Annotated in this window: 16 protein-coding genes; 6 read left to right on the forward strand and 10 right to left on the reverse strand. The window is 60.8% G+C overall.

The features are described from left to right. Nucleotides 1–201: 201 nt before the first annotated feature. The 3 genes from VGY55_17910 to VGY55_17920 form a co-directional block, all read right to left on the reverse strand. The gene (locus VGY55_17910; GenBank protein ID HEV2971855.1) at nt 202–537 is read right to left on the reverse strand and encodes a Dabb family protein; all 336 of its coding nucleotides are present in this window, start codon (nt 535–537) and stop codon (nt 202–204) included. 77 nt (nt 538–614) lie between these two features. After that, nucleotides 615–2,564 carry an ATP-dependent zinc metalloprotease FtsH gene (gene ftsH / locus VGY55_17915; GenBank protein HEV2971856.1) on the reverse strand — a complete coding sequence of 650 codons (1,950 nt, stop codon included), beginning with the start codon at nt 2,562–2,564 and terminating at the stop codon, nt 615–617. A 432-nt stretch (nt 2,565–2,996) separates the two neighbouring features. Continuing rightward, nucleotides 2,997–3,845, reverse strand: coding sequence for a toxin-antitoxin system YwqK family antitoxin (locus tag VGY55_17920; protein HEV2971857.1), 849 nt, complete (start codon nt 3,843–3,845; stop codon nt 2,997–2,999). Nucleotides 3,846–4,078: 233 nt separating this feature from the next. Here VGY55_17920 and VGY55_17925 point away from each other — a divergent pair, with 233 nt between their 5' ends. Next, on the forward strand, nt 4,079–4,519 hold the full coding sequence (locus tag VGY55_17925) for an NUDIX domain-containing protein (protein HEV2971858.1): 441 nt from the start codon (nt 4,079–4,081) through the stop codon (nt 4,517–4,519). A gap of 27 nt (nt 4,520–4,546) precedes the next feature. On the opposite strand, the gene VGY55_17930 is transcribed toward VGY55_17925, so the two are convergent. After that, nucleotides 4,547–5,722 carry a hypothetical protein gene (locus VGY55_17930; GenBank protein HEV2971859.1) on the reverse strand — a complete coding sequence of 392 codons (1,176 nt, stop codon included), beginning with the start codon at nt 5,720–5,722 and terminating at the stop codon, nt 4,547–4,549. Between the two features lie 119 nt (nt 5,723–5,841). On the opposite strand from VGY55_17930, the gene VGY55_17935 reads away from it, so the two are divergent. Further along, entirely contained in the window at nt 5,842–6,288 is a 447-nt protein-coding gene (locus VGY55_17935) for a transcriptional repressor (protein HEV2971860.1), read from the forward strand. Between the two features lie 109 nt (nt 6,289–6,397). On the opposite strand, the gene VGY55_17940 is transcribed toward VGY55_17935, so the two are convergent. The 6 genes from VGY55_17940 to VGY55_17965 form a co-directional block, all read right to left on the reverse strand. Beyond that, the gene (locus VGY55_17940) at nt 6,398–6,925 is read right to left on the reverse strand and encodes an NUDIX hydrolase (protein ID HEV2971861.1); all 528 of its coding nucleotides are present in this window, start codon (nt 6,923–6,925) and stop codon (nt 6,398–6,400) included. A 162-nt stretch (nt 6,926–7,087) separates the two neighbouring features. Continuing rightward, complete coding sequence (locus tag VGY55_17945; GenBank protein HEV2971862.1) at nt 7,088–7,681, reverse strand: hypothetical protein; 594 nt, start codon at nt 7,679–7,681, stop codon at nt 7,088–7,090. A gap of 27 nt (nt 7,682–7,708) precedes the next feature. Continuing rightward, on the reverse strand, nt 7,709–8,272 hold the full coding sequence (locus tag VGY55_17950) for a thioredoxin family protein (GenBank protein ID HEV2971863.1): 564 nt from the start codon (nt 8,270–8,272) through the stop codon (nt 7,709–7,711). A 188-nt stretch (nt 8,273–8,460) separates the two neighbouring features. After that, nucleotides 8,461–9,828: a S1C family serine protease gene (locus VGY55_17955; GenBank protein HEV2971864.1), complete on the reverse strand. Its 1,368-nt coding sequence runs from the start codon at nt 9,826–9,828 to the stop codon at nt 8,461–8,463. Nucleotides 9,829–9,847: 19 nt separating this feature from the next. Beyond that, the gene (locus VGY55_17960) at nt 9,848–10,435 is read right to left on the reverse strand and encodes a hypothetical protein (protein HEV2971865.1); all 588 of its coding nucleotides are present in this window, start codon (nt 10,433–10,435) and stop codon (nt 9,848–9,850) included. Then, on the reverse strand, nt 10,425–10,985 hold the full coding sequence (locus VGY55_17965) for a sigma-70 family RNA polymerase sigma factor (GenBank protein HEV2971866.1): 561 nt from the start codon (nt 10,983–10,985) through the stop codon (nt 10,425–10,427). The genes VGY55_17960 and VGY55_17965 overlap by 11 nt, the downstream gene beginning before the upstream one ends. Nucleotides 10,986–11,254: 269 nt before the next feature. On the opposite strand from VGY55_17965, the gene glgA reads away from it, so the two are divergent. From glgA to galT, 4 genes are all read left to right on the forward strand, one after another. Further along, nucleotides 11,255–12,757: a glycogen synthase GlgA gene (gene glgA, locus VGY55_17970; protein ID HEV2971867.1), complete on the forward strand. Its 1,503-nt coding sequence runs from the start codon at nt 11,255–11,257 to the stop codon at nt 12,755–12,757. Nucleotides 12,758–12,832: 75 nt separating this feature from the next. Beyond that, complete coding sequence (locus VGY55_17975; GenBank protein HEV2971868.1) at nt 12,833–15,031, forward strand: glycoside hydrolase family 57 protein; 2,199 nt, start codon at nt 12,833–12,835, stop codon at nt 15,029–15,031. Nucleotides 15,032–15,044: 13 nt separating this feature from the next. Beyond that, nucleotides 15,045–15,545 (forward strand): sterol desaturase family protein, encoded by a 501-nt coding sequence (locus tag VGY55_17980; GenBank protein ID HEV2971869.1) that lies wholly within the window; start codon nt 15,045–15,047, stop codon nt 15,543–15,545. A gap of 170 nt (nt 15,546–15,715) precedes the next feature. Then, on the forward strand, nt 15,716–16,765 hold the full coding sequence (galT, locus tag VGY55_17985) for a galactose-1-phosphate uridylyltransferase (protein HEV2971870.1): 1,050 nt from the start codon (nt 15,716–15,718) through the stop codon (nt 16,763–16,765). The last annotated feature ends 364 nt before the right edge of the window (nt 16,766–17,129 follow it).

Below are 17,129 nucleotides of genomic sequence, written 5' to 3' on the forward strand. Positions count from 1 at the left end.
CCATGACCGCAAGAAACCCGCATTCCCATCGCTCAACTCCCCCGAAACGCCAGCTCATGAATAATCTGGGCTAAATGACTTCTTTCCAGCCAGGACTTCCGAAATCCCACTCTTGGCGAGCCCGGTGTCTTTGTGAATCTGCCCTTGCCATCTACCGATTTCCGCCGCGTCGTCGGAAGCGCTGAATGCCCCGCCATCCGATCACCGCACGTCGGAATCGAACACGCGGACTTTCTTCCAGGTCGCCTTGTTCTCTTCGATGAATTTGAGATGTCGCGGGGCGGATTGATAGGCGTCGTGGGCCGCGCGGCTCTCGAATACCACGTGCAACGCCACGTCGAAGTCGCGGTCGTTCACGTCCCGCTGGAGATCCGGGTTCGGCGTGCCGACGGAAAAATAGACCTCGCCCGGATGATCGGTCAGATGCGTCTTGCAGGCCTCGACGAGTTTTCGGCGATTCTCCGGCGTGGAATCGTTCAGCGCAAAGAACACGATGTGGGCCAACTGCGCTTCCCTGACTTTCGGCTCTGCCGCCATCGGGCGATTCTCCTTAAGAGCCCCTCAGAAAACCGCCTGGGAGAACGGGACAGTCCCCGGCGGTTTTCCGAGGGGTTCTATACCTTCGCAACGGGTTCCGTACCGGTCGGCTTGGCTGCGTCGTCGTGCGCCTTGCCGTTGGTTTCGGCGCGGTTCTTGTATGCCGACGGGCCGATGAGTTCCTCGATTTCCGCGTCGTCGAGCACTTCCTTTTCTTCCAAGGCGTGCGCGACCGCGTCAAGCTTCTCGCGACGCTCCGCCAAGAGCTGTTGGGCCTGATCGGCGGCCTCGTGGAGAATGCGAGAAACCTCTTCGTCGATGACCTGGGCCGTGTGTTCGCTAAACTCGCGCTGTTCGTAGATTTCGCGGCCGAGGAACGGATGCTCCTCGCTGGTGCGATAAGCCACTGGGCCGAGCCGCTCGCTCATGCCCCAATGGGCCACCATTCTCCGAGTTAGCTTGGTCACTTGAGCTAAATCGTTTTCAGCTCCGGCCGAATACTCGCCGAACACGAGTTTCTCCGCGGCCCGGCCGCCGAGCGTGAAGATCAATCGGCTCCGCAGCTCGGATTCATTGATATTCAGCCGATCTTCTTCCGGCAAGAGCTGAGTGACGCCCAGCGCGCGGCCGCGCGGGACGATGGTCACTTTGTGTAGTCGATCGATGCCCGGCAAAATCCAGGCGAGCAGGGCGTGCCCCGCTTCGTGATAAGCCGTCATCGTTTTCTCTTTGCCCGTGAGCACCTCGTCGCGTTTAGAACCCATCAGTACCTTGTCGCGGGCGTATTCAAAGTCGTCCATGGTGACCTTGTCCTTGCCGCAACGGGTGGCCCAAAGGGCCGCCTCGTTGACCAGATTGCGGATGTCGGCGCCCGTGAGCCCAACGGTGCCGCTCGCCAGCCGCTCGAGATCGACATCATCCGCCAGCGGGACGCCGCGGACGTGGACCTTGAAAATGGCGACTCGCCCCTTTTGCGTCGGTCGATCGACGGTGATATGCCGGTCGAACCTGCCCGGCCGAAGCAATGCCGGATCGAGCACGTCGGGGCGGTTCGTGGCCGCCAGCACGATCACCGATTCATTCTGGCTGAAGCCGTCCATCTCGCTCAGGATTTGATTCAGCGTCTGCTCGCGCTCGTCGTGACCGCCGCCCAGCCCCGCTCCGCGATGCCGGCCGACGGCGTCGATCTCGTCGATAAACAGGATCGCTGGAGCGGCATCTTTCGCCGTTTTGAACATATCGCGGACTCGACTCGCGCCAACTCCAACGAACATCTGAATGAATTCCGATCCGCTGATCGAGAAAAACGGCACGCCCGCTTCCCCGGCCACTGCCCGCGCTAAGAGCGTCTTGCCCGTGCCCGGCGGTCCCATCAAGAGAATCCCCTTGGGAACTCGGCCGCCGAGCCGTTGGAACTTCTCCGGGTTTTTCAAGAATTCGACCACTTCCTCCAAATCGTGCTTGACCCCTTCCAGGCCGGCGACGTCGGCGAAAGTGATCGGCCGCCGCATGGTCTCGTAGCGTTTAGCCGGGCTCTTGCTGAACCCCGAAAGGATTCCGCCCCCGAGGAATTGGTCACGCGTGCGGCGGATGAGGAACCACCACAGGCCGATGATCAACAACAGCGGCAGTCCCCAGATCAAGAACATATACCAGATCGAATTCTCCGACCCCAAGCGGGCGCTGACGATGACTTGCTTCCTGTCCATTTCTTTGCGAACTTCGTCGATGGTGACGTCCGACGGCGGCAGCGTCACCTTGAACTCCTGATGCAAATGTTCCGGCGGCGCCTTTGTGGCAGACTCCGCCTCCTCGGCGTCGGGTTGTTTCGGGGCGACGGGAGCAACCTTAAACTTCCCCAACAACTGTTGTTGCGAGAACTCCGCCTCGCCGATGTTGTTCTTTTCGAGTTGATCGTGAAAGAAGCTATAGGTGATTTCGGAGCGTCCACCCCCCTCGTGGCTGAAATAAACGAGCGCCACGATCGCGAACATGATCACCATGAACCAAGCCGTTGAAACGCTCATCCGTGGCCGCGGCACGGTGGGGCGGCCCGATGGACCTTTGCCGGCGACGGGCGGCTCGTCGGAGGGAGGCAGTCCGTTGCTGGGAACTGGATTGTCCATGAAAAGCCTTTACTTGAGTGGATTCGACCGCATGCGCCACGCCAATAGATCAACACAACCATAGATTGCGACCCGCCGAGCCGCATCACCTGGTGGCCATTTTGCCAGTCCGGCAAGCCGTCTGCGAGCGTGGTCGAGCGATAGAGGTGGTGCGATCTATCCGCTCCGCCTAAACGGCGACTGGCGGCCCCAAGCATTATTACGCCGCACGGCATTCGGGCGACCAGAAATTGTATCCAAGTGCCCCAAGTTTTTCGACGGTCGTTGACGCCGCGCTACCGCGAAAAGCCGGATTTAGCGCCCATTTTACCGGCGTCGCAAGCAAAAGCGCGTCTACTTCTCGGCAGGGGCCCCGTTAGAAGTGGACACGATTTGGCCGCCGAGCCATTCGATTTCCTTCTCCTTTTCGCCGGTTTTGTTCCAGCGGACTTCCTTGCCGTTGAGCTGGTCGTTCTTGAAATGCTGGACACGTTTGATCTGGCCATTGTCGTACCAGTCGGTCTGTTCGCCTTCGCGCTTGCCGTCCACGTAGTGCTGCTCGGCGCCCTTTTTTCCGTCGGCATAATAATGGATCCAGACACCGCTCGGGAGTCCGGCCTTGTAATCCCACTGGTCCGCCGGCAGCTTGCCGAGTTTATCGTATGCGATCCATCGGCCGTCGCGCTTGTTGTCGCGATAGCTCTCTTCGGCCTTCAGCGTGCCGTCGTCGTGGTAGATCTTCCACGATCCTTCGAGCTTGCCATTCAAATAGTTTTCAGTTCGGCACAGCTTGCCGTTGTCGTACCAGACCTTCCAAGGTCCCTGTTTCAATCCGTCAACATATTCTCCTTCCAAAGACTTCTGGCCGTTGGGATACCATTCGATATACGGACCGTCGGCCACCGTGCTATTGTCGCTAAACAGCTTGACGCGCCGCCGGACGCGGGGCGGCTTGAACGCGTTCTCTTTATCGTCGGCCGGTTTGTCCGCCACGTCCCATTGGGACGTCAGATCCTGGTATCGCACGAATTTCTTCGGGGGGGCCTTTTCGTCGGTGATCTTCGACACGATTGCCGCCGCTTCCTCGTCCGAGATGTCGGAGCTGATGTCCGCGTTCTTCGTCGGGTTGCTCGCGGACTTTGAGTCGGAACTCTCCGCCGCCGATTGTGTGGTCGTGGCGGATCCTTGTCGATTGCACCCCACGGAAAACACCACGATGACTCCGCAGCCAATCAATAACGCTAGGAACGCGCCGGCAAAAGAATAACGCTGCTCACGTGATCCCGCCATAGAACGCTTTCTCTCCATTTTTTGCTGAAACCTCTGTGCCAATTGATCGTTCATTTCCTGAGTATCGCACGCCCAGCCACATTCGTCTACGATACCGTGTCTATTGGTGGAAAGAATCCGGCTTTGCATTGGAGTATTCGCGCGGAATGTCGGGTTTAGCAAGCTTGAATCCCGCGCCTCCTAACCCTGGTCGCCGCGGAGTCGTCGCGGTCGTTGGCCATCAGGGCCGGTTGCTGGTGATTCGTCGGTCGAGCCACGTGGTGGCCCCCAGGGCCATTTGCTTTCCGGGCGGCGGAATCGACGCCGGCGAGTCCGAGCGTGAGGCCCTCGTGCGCGAAATCCGCGAGGAATTGGAGGCGCCGATCGAGCCGGTGCGACCGGTTTGGCGGAGCGTCACGACGTGGGAAGTCGAACTAGCATGGTGGCAGGCGCGGCTCGACATCGCACTGCCGCTGCGTCCTAATCCAGCCGAGGTCGAATCGGTCCATTGGCTAACGCCCGATGAACTTTTGGAGCATCCCGACCTGCTTACAAGCAATCGTGAGTTCCTGCATGCGCTGCGTCGCGGCGAGATCGTGCTCGACTGAGACTCGCGGCCACCTGCCGTGAGGGCACTATTTGCCGTTCTGATCGCCCGAAGTCGGATCGACGAACTGGCGATTGAACGCCTCGGCGTCGAACGGATCGATGCCATCCTTTGCGGGCGTATCAGAATTCACGCCGGCCTGAGGTGTTTGTGGAAACGGCGGCGGGCGATCCTTCCCGGCCGCGTCTGAATCGCGTCGCGCAGTGATGGCCTTGGAAACCCGATTTCGATAGGAAGGCTTGGCCGGTCGCGCATCGCTCTCGCAAGCGCCGGCGGAGAGACTGCCGCTCGCTTGGTTCAGGTTCTTGGCCGATTGCCCGCCGATGCCGACCGTGGCGGGTTGGTCGGTTGGATCGGGTGTGCCGGGGGCCTTTTGCGTCACCAGCGCGATCCAACTAGCCAACTGCCGGTATTTCACCGTTTGCGGATCGAAGATCGCCGAGCCGGCGGACCCATGCGGCCGGCTAGCGGCCGAAAGCAAGCGGCTCTGCTGTGGATTCTGATAGTCGAGCATCTGGACCGTGCTCTGCAAGTTCCGCTGCGTCAGGCGGCGAGTTCCGATCCGATCGCTCGGAATGCGGAGGATGATGTAGCTCGATTTCGAGCCTGGGCCGTGACAGCCCGAGGTGGCGCAGCCATTCATCAATAGCGGCTGGATCGTGGCCGTGAATGCTTCGACGGTTCCCTGCGGCATGCCGCGGACCAGGCGATCCAGATCTTCGTTGGTCACTTGTTGAATCGTGGCGACCTTCTCGGCAGGCGCCGGCGGCGGGGTTTCGAGCATCTGCCGTAGACGCCGATCGAGAAACTCGTTGCGCGGATTGTGCGGATCGAGGGCCATCGCGGCGCTGATTTCCTTCGCGGCGTAGCCAGGCAGCGCTTGGTGCAAGCACCAATCGGCGAGGTCGAGATGATCGTCGGCCCGGCCGAGCGCCAGCCGATTGCGCTTGAAGTTGTAGGCTTCGTCAAGATTGTGGCAGACCAGCTCCGCATCCGAGAGTCGGACGCGCAATTCGCCGTCGGCCAGCACGACGCGATAATAGCCTTCATCGCGCGCGATCCGGCCGCCTAGTACTTCGCCATTGCGCAGCACGAGCAACTCCTGTTGCGAAGCGGGTTGCGGCGGCTCTTCAGCCCACACCGCAGCCAGCCAACAGGAAATCGAGGCGGCCACCAGGGAAATTCGCGCGAAACGGCGAGACATGACGGGCGGGACGATAGGGAACGGCGGCGGACGCGTCAAGACCACCTCACGCCCCTCGCCACCAGCAGCCCGGCAGGTTAACATTGACAGATTGCCCATTCCTCAACGAGTTCCGTCTCATGGCCAGGCGTTCCACCGAGCCGACCGCGCTCGATTTGATCCGCAAGCAGATTCGCGCCGTCGGTTTACGCGCGACCGCGGCTCGGATTTCGGTGATGCGGGAACTTATCGCTGCGACCAGCCCTCTAAGCCATGCCCAAGTTGCCGATCTTCTGGCTTCCGAGAGTTTTGACAGGGCCACCATCTATCGCAACCTGGTCGAGCTGACCGAGGCGGGGATCTTGGCCAGGATTGAGTTGGGCGATCACGTCTGGCGATTCGAATTGCGGCGATCCAGCGGCGAAGTGTCCGGCGAACATCCGCATTTCGTCTGCGTCGATTGCGGCGAGGTCTCGTGCTTGCCCAGCGGCAGCGTCAGCGTCAAACAAGTTCCCGCAGCCAAGAAGAGCGTGATCCGCGAGGTCACCGAGGTCCTGCTCAAAGGCCACTGCGGGCACTGCGAGTGAGACGCAACTCACGTCCGATGTCGAACCGCCAAGACACCAAGAGCGCCAAGTTGTAAAATCGCGTTCACGATTTCTTCCTTGGATTCACGCCGATTTCAGAGCGGGTTTTTCACGCTTCGATGAGATACAACCCGGCGAAGATTTTCGGATCGATCAACGCGCCGGCCGCGGCCCGCTCGCGGAGCCACTGGTCGAGCCCATCGAGCGGCGGCTCGTGAACGATGATCTTCTCATGCGGATCGCCGCCTCCTTCGTGAATCTTTTTTAGCCCGGTTGCCGCAAAGAACGTGACGACTTCGTTCGAGAGCCCTGCCGAAGTCGGGCCGGCGAGCATCAGCCGCATTTCGGCTGCTTCATAGCCGGTTTCTTCAAGCAACTCGCGGCGAGCGGTCTCAGCCAGCGATTCTTCCGTCTCGGCAATCACATCGCCGGCCAAACCAGCCGGCAACTCGATGACCGGAGCGCCAAGCGGAATCCGAAACTGCTCGACGAGCACCAGCCGCCGCTGGGCGGTGATCGCCACGATCGCCACCGCGCCGGTTGCGGTGGTCCGCTCGGCATACTCCCAATGCCCGCGGGCGACGAGCCGCAGATACTTGCCTTCAGCCAGAACAGTCGGCGGCGGGAGATCGTTCATCGGGCGAGCGGAAAGTCAAAAGTCGGAGGTCGGAGGCCAGACGTCGGATATTGGAGGTCGGACGCCGGAAGACGACCGTTAGCCGGTTCGCTTGCGAACCGGGGCCCCGGCATGGCCACTGGCCACAACCAAATGGGTTTTTCTTAAAACCGTCGGCTTTTTTCAATCTGCATGCTTCGTCGGCGTGAGCGTCACCGACCGCAAGTCCATCACGGCAACGCCCGGCTTGTCAATCGCCCGGACGGATAACGTGTAGTTGCCCGGCTTGTCGATCTTCACGGCGCCGACGTTTCGGAGGCGAAAGTTGTGAAAGCTGCCCGTGTCTGGAACTTTATCGCTCAGCTTCTGATCGGCCATCTCGACCGTGAAATGACTCCCGCCGCTCCCCGCGCCGCAGCCCATGTACATCTCGACGCTGAACGTGCCCGGTTGATTCATCTCCAGCTCCCAGCTCACCCAATCGGTCTGTTTGCTCCAGTAGCCGATCGTGTTCTTGTCGGGCTCGTACCGGACCGTCGTCCCGTGGATCACGACATCGCGAGCTTCGAGCAGCACGACGCCTTTGTCGGATTGCTTGATGCGCTTCGGCTCGGCGGCCGGCTCGGATTGAGATTTGTGCGGGTCCACCCTTTGGGGGTCCGATTTCGGCGCGTCGCTCGGCTCGCCGCCGCGGAGGGGAAGCCCGACCGCAAGCATCACGGGAATCGCGAGACGAGACAAACAATGCACGTGATTTCGGCCGCGATCGTATTTCATAGCGAGTCCATAGGACGTGGATCGGGTTCAATCGCCGTGGATCTGACGCAATCGCGGGGAGATTCGCAGGAGGAGTTGTACGCGCTCGAATTCTGTGAGCCAATCTTGCGTCACGCCGTCGAGCAGCGAGCGATCTGGCGGGACGAGTCCGGTCGGGCAGGATGGTCCGAGTTGATCGATGGCCAATTGGCGATATTTTGAAATCGTGCCGTCACCGTACCAGCCCACCTGCTGACCGTCTTCGCTCAAGAACACGACTATCGGCACGCGCGCCCCGCCGCAGATCGTCAACTCGGCCGCGAGATCGGGATTAGCGTCGCGGTCGAAATAACGGACCTGGATCGTGCTCGTCTCGCGGGCGAACTGGTCGAACATCGGGCATTGGTTGACGCAATCGCCGCACCAAGCGCCGGCGAGACAGATGATCTTCATCTGGCGTTTGAAGCTGCCGAGCAATTGCCGCTGCGCATCAGTCAAATGCACGGCATCATGCACCGCCGCCCAGCGACGGCGATGTTCGTCGCTGCCGTATTTGCCTAGGAATTCAGCGTAAGGCAGGCCGTGATCGAATTTGGCGGCGTAGTCGAACACGGCGTTTTAGATGTCGGGGTTCGGAACGGCACGGATTGAAAATGGCACAGGTTCGGAACGGCATCTGCCGCGGCGGATGCCCACAGTCGCCGTCGCCGACTGTCGGGAACGCCCCTCTGCGGCGTTCAGCGACGGCACGGAGATAAGGATCGGCCGAACAACCATCCTCCGGTTCGCAAGCGAACCAGCTAACGACCGTCCACTGGCTTGCGATCCCCGACTTCCGACTTCAGACCTCCGACCTCAGACTTCCGACCTCCGACCTCCGGCTTCTTCAGCGCGGCAATCTCTTCCCGCAGCGATTGGACGAGCTTGTCAGTTGCCGACTGCGACTGATCGCGGATTGAGAGTTCGGTCTGCAATTTTTGAATCACTTTCTCGAATCCGTTGATTTGGATTCGCAGCATTTCGACTTCGTCGGTCGGGGGGCGGCGCGAACGGATCGGCGCGTCGATGCCGACCTCTTCGACCCCTTGGCTATTGCGGACCGTGATCTGGTTCGGACCCTGGTTGGAAACCCGCAACTGCGGGCCGACCTGAATCTGTCGCCGATCAGCCTCCAGGGCGCCTACCGGTGGGCCGCCGGCGACATCGAGAGTCAGCTCGACCTGTCGCTGCTTGCCGCCGCGGTCAATCAGCAGCGTCATTTTGTCCCCAGGCTGCTTCGTCATGATTCGATTGACGGCCTGATAGGCACTTCGGATTCTCCGGCCATCGGCTTCAAGAATTAGATCGCCTTTCTTAATGCCTGCGCGAGCGGCCGGGCCGTCCTGAACGCGATCGACTTGGACCGTCCCCTCTTGCTCGGCCGGGCCCAAAGTGAAGCCAACTGCCGGGCGGCGGCGCTTCAATTCGATCAACTCCCCGTCCTTTTCCGCTTCAAGCAAACGTTTGACGTGCGACATCGGCACCGCGTACGTCCAACCGGGCCGTTCGCTCGGGGCAGTGTTCGCGGCGACAATCCCGATCAGATGCGCATCGCGATCGACCACCGCTGCGCCGCTAGAGGTTTCTGTCGTTCGCAAATCACATTGCAACAACGGCGGCAGATCGACGACCGGCAGCGTCCGATCGGCGCCGCCGAGAATCCCGGCGGAGACGGCGGGCCGCTCGATCCCAGCCGCCGCCGCCGTCAGTACCGTCGCGCCGATTTTCGGCAGGTCCCTGGCGATTTCCAAGCCAGGCAGTTCGGCCGCGTCGATCTTCAGCAGGAGCAGGCCCGAGTAATGGTCCCAAACGCGAAGTTTCGCCTCGGCCTGGTCCCCTGTCGGCAACGTGACGCGGAATCGCGCCGCCAATGGTTCGCGATCACCGCCGAACGTGACGAGCCGGCCCTTCCCCAGCAATGCGCCGCTGGCGACAACGACCTCGTCCGCCTGCGGCACGGCGCCGTGCACCGTGAAACGTACCGTGGCGGTCGTGGCCAAAAGCCGATCGGCGGCGCCCTCATTCGCTTCCGGTTCGCTCGCGGTCAAGGGGCGCGAGACGCTAACCAGCGCTAAGATGGCGATCAGCCAAGAGCCGAAACAAACGCACTCAGTTCCGCGAGATTCCATGCGAAGACTCCGCCATAGCTCAAATCGACAATTGCGATTGCCCCTGCGGGTCGCCCTGCATCAAATCGAGCACGGCTTCTTGTTCGGCGCCGGTGAGGCCGCGGAAAAGGGCGGCCGGGAACGCTTCGTCGCCAAGGATCGATTTCGACTCAACCGCGGCGGCATTCGATCGCACCGCGGAATTTGACGGCACTGGGGGAGATGCGAGCGACACATCAGCGGATCGGACATCGCCGGTCGGCTGGATCCCATCGCCAGATCGCTCGGCAATCATCGGCCAACTTAGCGTCCCGATTAACAAAACGGCGGCCGCGCCTCCCCAGCGAATCATCCGGCCGCTGCCGCCAGTCGCTTGGCCCAAACTGGCCGGCAATCGAGATTCGGTTCGCCCCGCCGGGTAAAAGCGGGGCAAACGGTCGGCATCGTCGCTCAGTTGCTCGCCGAGTGCCGCAAGTTCGACGGGCAGTTCGAACACGTCCTCATTCGTCGCCAACTTCTGCACAGTAGACTCAAACGCGGACTCAAACGAGGACTCCAACCCCGTCGCATCGGCGGGCCGGCGGCGCGGACCGTCGTCGTCGCGAAAAAGTCGCGGTTCAAACGGCATGGTTGACGTCCTCCTGCGGGTGCGCTGGAATCTGCGATAGATCATGCTCCGCGCTCAGCAATTCCCGCAGTGATGCGAGGCCGTTAAAGATTCGCGATTTCACGGTCCCCAACGGGCATTCCAAAACCAAGGCGATCTCCTCGTATGCCAGGCGTTCGCTGAATCGCAAGACCAGCGCCTGCCGCTGGCCGTCGGGCAGTTCGGCGACCTTCGCCCACAGGCTTTTTTTCCACTCGGACACTTCCAGGGATGTTTCCGCCGCGGGGACCGAGCGCTGGTCGATCGATTCGTTTCCCCATAGCACCTGCAATTTCCGCCGCCGCGTGCCGATCCTCCGTCGCTCGCGCCGCTCGAGGTTCAACAGGATTCCATACAACCAAGTGTAAATCGAGCTACGGCCGGCGAAGCGATCGGCCTGCCGGGCGAGGATCAGAAACGTCTCCTGCGCCAGATCGTCCGCGTCCCAGGGATTGCCCGACAAGACGAGCGCGGCCCGATGGATCCGCGCGAAATACAATTGGCTGGTTTCGGCGATTTCGTGAGGAGACACGCTGCGTCATTCGGTCGGACAAGGAAGCGGCTCACGCTACCATCCACGATTGTAACGCCTGTCGGCGCCGTAAGCTACGTTTGTAGGTTAGTCTTCCCGCAGGCGCGAAAAGTTCACTGTTCGGCGGCGAACCAATGAAAAAGTGGGCAAGATTGGCGACGGGGCGCGGCGGCGGCCCAACGCCGCCGGGCCATTCAAAAGTCGTTCTGGTTCTGCTACGTTAACTGGCGACGGTTACGCCGGTTGTGCTGATTTCGGGAGCCATTGTCGTGAAGATTCTGTTAGCCGCCAGCGAGGCCGTTCCCTTTGCCAAGACCGGCGGTTTGGCAGATGTCTGCGGCGCCCTGCCCACCACATTGGCGAAGCTAGGGCATAAAACGGCCCTCATCATGCCCGCCTACCGGCAAGTGCTTGAGGGCGGTTATGGGCTGGAGCGACTTGGGGTGGAACTGGCGATCCCCATCGGGCGCAAGACCGTCTCCGGCCGGTTGTTGAAATCGCGGCTGCCGGGCAGCGACGTGCCGGCCTATTTCGTCGAGCAGCCCCAGTATTTCGACCGCGATCACCTGTATGGCAACAGCAATCAGGATTATCGCGACAACTGCGAGCGATACGTGTTCTTCAGCCGGGCCGTGCTGGAGACGATCCGCCACCTCAACCTAGAGGTCGATCTGCTGCACGTTCACGACTGGCAGACCGGGCTGATCCCCGCCTACCTCAAGATTGAATACCGTGGCGTCCCTGGCTTCGAACAGATCGCCAGCTTGCTCACCATCCACAACATCGCCTACCAAGGCACGTTTTGGCACTGGGACATGGTGCTGACCGGCTTGGATTGGAAATACTTCAACTGGCGGCAAATGGAGTTTTTCGGAAATTTGAACCTATTGAAAACTGGACTGGTGTTCGCCGATGCGATCAACACCGTCAGCCCGCGGTATGCCGAGGAGATCACCACGGCCCCGCTCGGTTCGGGCCTGGAAGGCGTGCTACAACACCGGCGCGGCGTGCTCTCGGGCATTTTGAACGGCGTCGATTACAGCCAGTGGAACCCGGCGATCGATCCGCATTTGACGCCCGAATACGGCGTCGAAAACGTTCGTGACGGCAAGGCGGCGAACAAGGCGGCCTTGCTCGCCGAGCTGAACCTTCCGCGCGACAACGCTGCCCCGCTGATCGCGTTTGTCGGCCGGTTGGTCGAGCAAAAGGGGATCGACCTCTTGATCCAGGTGATTCAGGAATGGGTGCTCACCAGCCGGGCGCAATGGGTCGTGCTCGGCACTGGAGACGGCAAGTTTCAGGAGCAGCTTCAGATGCTCGCCCAACGGCATCCGCAAAAAGTCGCAGTTCGCCTGCAATTCTCCGATCCGCTTGCGCATCGGATCGAGGCGGGGGCCGACCTGTTCGTCATGCCGAGCCGATTCGAGCCGTGCGGATTGAGCCAGATGTACAGCCTGAAATACGGAACGCCGCCGGTCGTGCGGGTGACGGGCGGATTGGCCGACACGATCGTGGACACGACGGAAGAGACGTTGGCGGCAGGCAGCGCCAATGGGTTCACATTCCACGAACAATCGCCGCAAGCGCTCTCCGCCGCGATCAAGCGGGCGGTGGCGTATCATGCTCGCGGCGACGCATGGCTGCGGTTGATCACCAGCGGCATGAAGGAAGATTGGTCGTGGGACCGCAGCGCCAAGCAATACGCGGCGCTTTATGATGCGACGGTGGCGAGGGTGCGACAGGGCGCTTTGGCGCCGAGCGGACAGGCGTAGCGGAATTCGCAAGGATTCCGAGGCTCAGGGAAAAAGCAACTGAATTCTCGCGAATTCAGGCTACAAGAAGGATCTATGCACGACGTTCGCCTCGCTTTGCTCTGGCATCAGCATCAGCCTTATTATCCGGACGACGTCGCGGGCGAAAACCCGATGCCCTGGGTCCGCCTCCACGCCACTCGGGACTATTGGGGCATGGCCCGGTTGCTGCTCGAGGTTCCCGAGTTCAAGGCCACGATCAATCTCGTGCCGAGCTTGCTCGTGCAGTTGCGGCAGTACACAGAAGGCGCGCACGTCGACGCTCATCTCCGCGTGTCGCGGCTGCCGGCCGATGCCCTGTCAGCCGATGACTTGGCCTTCTTGCTCGACAACTTTTTCATGGTCCATCCGGACCATAATATCCGCCCTTATCCGCGGTATAACGAGCTGTACGAGAAGCGCGGATTCGGGATCGATTCGGCGGCGCGGGCGGCCAAGCGTTTCTCGAAGCGCGACATTCTCGACCTGCAATGTTGGTCGAATCTCGTCTGGATGCATCCGCTGGCCTTCGAACTCGATCCCGAGTTGGAATCACTTCGCACCAAGGGCCACCATTGGACGGAAACCGAAAAGCAATGGCTACTCGCCAAGCAAATGGAATTGCTCCGTGACGTGATCCCGCTTCATAAGGAGCTGGCCGAGCGAGGACAAGTGGAACTCTCGACCACGCCATTTTACCATCCGATTCTGCCGCTATTGTGGGACAAGCGACTCGCGCGGCAAGCGATGCCCGGGGTCGTGCTGCCGCAGCACCTCGAGGCTTCGCCGGAAAGCGGCGTGGACCAGATTCGCCGCGCCGTCGCGTATCACGAGAAGTTGTTCGGCCAGAAGCCGCGCGGCATGTGGCCTTCCGAAGGGTCGGTGGCGCAGGGGATCATCCCGGCCATCGCCGCGGCGGGGATCGAATGGATCGCCACCGATGAAGAGATCCTCTCACGCTCGACCGACGGCTGGGTCGCTCGCGACGGCCAGGGCTTTCTTCGCAATCCCGAAATGCTCTATCGCCCCTGGCGAGTCGAGGAGAAGGGCAAGACCTTGCAGATCGTCTTCCGCGACCATGCCATGAGCGATCAGATCGGCTTCAACTATCAGCGGATGGCTCCCGAGCAGGCCGCCGACGATTTTCTTGGCAAGCTGGAGGCGATCGGTCGGGCGACGACCGTCAACGCCGGCCATCGGCCCACCTTGGTGAGCATTATTCTCGATGGCGAGAACTGCTGGGAATACTATCCGAACAGCGGCGTCGAATTTCTCCGCGGGATGTATCGCCGGGTCGTCGAGCACGCGAAGGTCGTTCCGACTCGGATGTGCGATTATCTGGAAGAGTTCCCCGCGACCGACAAGCTCGGGCATCTGTTTTCCGGCAGTTGGATCAGTCACAACTTCGGCATCTGGATTGGACATCCGGAATGCAATCGAGGCTGGGACTTGGTCCACGAAACTCGAGCCCACTTGTCCGCCACGATCGCCGAGAAAAAGAAGACTCCCAAGCAGATCGAGCGCGCGCGGCGCGAGCTGCAGATCGCCGAAGGGAGCGACTGGTTCTGGTGGTTTGGCGATAGTCACAGCAGCCCGCAGCAAGATCTGTTCGATCGGCTGTTCCGCAAGCATCTCCAAAACGTGTACGTCGTGTTGGAGGACCCGGTGCCGACCGAGCTATTGCAGCCGATCCGGCAAAAGACGAGCCAGCCGCGGTTGCACACGGAGCCGACTAGCTTGCTGGACGTTAAAGTTGACGGCCGCCAGACCTATTTCGAATGGCTCAATGCCGGGCGGTACTTGCCGCGCGGCGATCGCGGCACGATGAGCGCCGCCACTCCCAGTCGCGTCGAGGCCCTGTATTTCGGGTTCGATGTCGAGCGGCTCTATTTGCGACTAGACGCTCATGGCGGCCCCGTCCGTGAGCAATGGGCCGATCTGGACGCCCTGCGGATCACTTTTCTCGAGCCGGAGGCTTTCGAGCTGCTGGTCGTTCGGCCGGCGACTCGCGAGCCGATCGCCCAATTATTCCAGCGCGATGTTCCCGTCAGCGGCTCGGCGATACAGGCGGCCGCCGATTCGATTCTCGAATTAGCAATTCCGTGGTCGAGTCTGGCAGTCGCCCAAGGCGATCCAGTACACTGGATCGTGGAATTGATCCGCGAAGAGGCCGTCGTGGAGCGAGTGCCTCACGAAGGCGCAATCGAAACGACGGTTCCGTCCCCCGATTTCGAACTCTTGATGTGGCACGTCTGAACGAAAGGAAGGCATGGACAACAAGGCCCTCGTCACCGGATCGCTGTTCTTCGTCGGATCGCTGGTGTTTTCCAGCTTCGTCGAGTATTGGGCGCATCGCGTTTTGCATCAATGGCGGGCGGTCGGCAAGGTGCATCGCGAACACCATGCCCGCAACGAAGGGCAAGGCGTGTTGTGGGAATACCTGGACTATGTGAAGCCTTCGTTCGTGTTGATGATCCCGCCGTTCTTCTATTCGCTGCCGGCGGGAATCGGTTTCCTGATCGGCAGCAACCTGTATGCCTTGGTCTCGGCGTATTCGCATCAATTGCAGCATGAGAATCCCACCGCATGCTTCTGGATGTCGATGCCGACGCACTACGTTCATCACAAGTTCAACATGTGGCATTACAACTTCGGGATGACCTTCGATTTCTGGGACCGCGTGTTCCGGACCTATAAGCCCGTCGATTGGCGCGAGAGTGTTCAGCCCCAGCCGGCGAGCCGAAGCAAATTCAGTGTCCGCTGGTGGTGAAAGTAGGGATTGGGGATTGGGGGCTGGGGACTGGTGTACGCGCAATGCGGAATTGAGCACAACGGCGAAGACCATGATCAGACCGAGCTTTACTTGCACGTTTCTTGGCACTCGCCCGGAAGGTGATCCCTCGCCGCCAGTCCCAAGCCCCCAGTCCCCAGCCCCTTCCCATGCCTGATCTCCGCAAAGACCCGATCGTTGGACGGTGGGTGATCGTGGCCAAGAGCCGCGCGCAGCGGCCGCACGATTTCATCAGTCAGCCGACGTTGCATTCGGGCCGCTTTTGCCCGTTTTGCGAAGGGAACGAAGACAAGACTCCCGGTGAGGTGCTGGCCTATCGCAATCAAGGGGCGGCGGCCAATCGCGACGGCTGGCGGGTGCGCGTCGTGCCGAACCGGTTCCCCGCCCTCGAGATCGAAGGGGAATTGAACAAACGCGGCGACGGCATCTACGACATGATGCGCGGCGTCGGGGCGCACGAGGTGATCATCGAATCCCCAAAGCATGTCCTCAGCACGTCCGACCTATCCGAGAAGCAGTTGCGCGAGGTTTTCTGGGCTTATCACGATCGGCTCGTCGACTTGAAGAAAGACCGTCGCCTCGTCTACGGGATGATTTTCAAGAATGTCGGCGCCGCTGCCGGGGCGTCGCTCGAGCATACCCACAGCCAGTTGATCGTCACCCCGATCGTGCCGGTCAACGTCCGTGAGGAGATCGCCGGGGCGCAGGGCTTTTACAATTACCGCGGCCGCTGCGTATTCTGCGACATGATTCATCAAGAACTGGCGAGCGAAAAGCGGATCGTGCTCGACACGCCGGGCTTCGTCGCCTTCTGCCCTTTCGCCAGCCGCTTCCCGTTTGAGACCTGGGTGCTGCCCAAGCTTCATTCCAGCCATTACGAAAACATCCAGAAACCGGCCGTCGATGAACTGGCCCGCGTGATGCGCGAGGTGATCAATCGGATCGAATTGGCGGTGGATCGCCCGGCGTATAATTACGTTCTGCACACGGCCCCGTTCGATTCGCAGGAATTGCCGCACTATCATTGGCACATCGAGATCATTCCGCGGCTGACGAACACGGCGGGATTCGAATGGGGCACCGGGTTTTACATCAATCCCGTACCGCCGGAAGAGGCCGCCGCGTTTCAGCGGGAAGTCGAACAACCATCCCCCGACTTGCCGACGCTTCCGGCTAGGAAAAATGGGCAGGCGAAATGAACGCAGACCGCAACGTTTCGTCGTCCTCTTATACGGATTATCCGAGTTGCACCGCTCCGATCGCAAGGATTCTTGCACCTTCGCTAGATAATCGCTTGTTGCCGGTCTTGCCAAGTTGGGTTGTTTTTCGGAAAACCAGAGGAGCGCTGATTATGGCAATGAAGTGACCTCCGACCAACCGTTGGAGTCCAGGCTTTAGCCTGCCGGCCCCGGCCTAAAGGCTCAACTCCAACATTCCGCCCTGCCGACCTCTGAGTTCTGACCTCCGACCCCCCGCCTCCCTGTGATTCGATTCGTTTTCGCTCTGCACGACCATCAGCCGATCGGCAATTTCGACGGCGTCTTCGAGCAGGCCTATCAAGAT

This window comes from Pirellulales bacterium (genome assembly GCA_035939775.1).
In the GTDB taxonomy this organism is placed as follows: domain Bacteria; phylum Planctomycetota; class Planctomycetia; order Pirellulales; family DATAWG01; genus DASZFO01.

Bases quoted from the DNA above. Each gene is read 5' to 3' on its own strand.
- VGY55_17910 (HEV2971855.1), bottom strand. From the start codon at position 537: ATGGCGGCAGAGCCGAAAGTCAGGGAAGCGCAGTTGGCCCACATCGTG.
- ftsH (HEV2971856.1), bottom strand. From the start codon at position 2,564: ATGAGCGTTTCAACGGCTTGGTTCATGGTGATCATGTTCGCGATCGTG.
- VGY55_17925 (HEV2971858.1), top strand. From the start codon at position 4,079: ATGTCGGGTTTAGCAAGCTTGAATCCCGCGCCTCCTAACCCTGGTCGC.
- VGY55_17930 (HEV2971859.1), bottom strand. From the start codon at position 5,722: ATGTCTCGCCGTTTCGCGCGAATTTCCCTGGTGGCCGCCTCGATTTCC.
- VGY55_17935 (HEV2971860.1), top strand. From the start codon at position 5,842: ATGGCCAGGCGTTCCACCGAGCCGACCGCGCTCGATTTGATCCGCAAG.
- VGY55_17940 (HEV2971861.1), bottom strand. From the start codon at position 6,925: ATGAACGATCTCCCGCCGCCGACTGTTCTGGCTGAAGGCAAGTATCTG.
- VGY55_17945 (HEV2971862.1), bottom strand. From the start codon at position 7,681: ATGAAATACGATCGCGGCCGAAATCACGTGCATTGTTTGTCTCGTCTC.
- VGY55_17955 (HEV2971864.1), bottom strand. From the start codon at position 9,828: ATGGAATCTCGCGGAACTGAGTGCGTTTGTTTCGGCTCTTGGCTGATC.
- VGY55_17960 (HEV2971865.1), bottom strand. From the start codon at position 10,435: ATGCCGTTTGAACCGCGACTTTTTCGCGACGACGACGGTCCGCGCCGC.
- VGY55_17975 (HEV2971868.1), top strand. From the start codon at position 12,833: ATGCACGACGTTCGCCTCGCTTTGCTCTGGCATCAGCATCAGCCTTAT.
- VGY55_17980 (HEV2971869.1), top strand. From the start codon at position 15,045: ATGGACAACAAGGCCCTCGTCACCGGATCGCTGTTCTTCGTCGGATCG.
- galT (HEV2971870.1), top strand. From the start codon at position 15,716: ATGCCTGATCTCCGCAAAGACCCGATCGTTGGACGGTGGGTGATCGTG.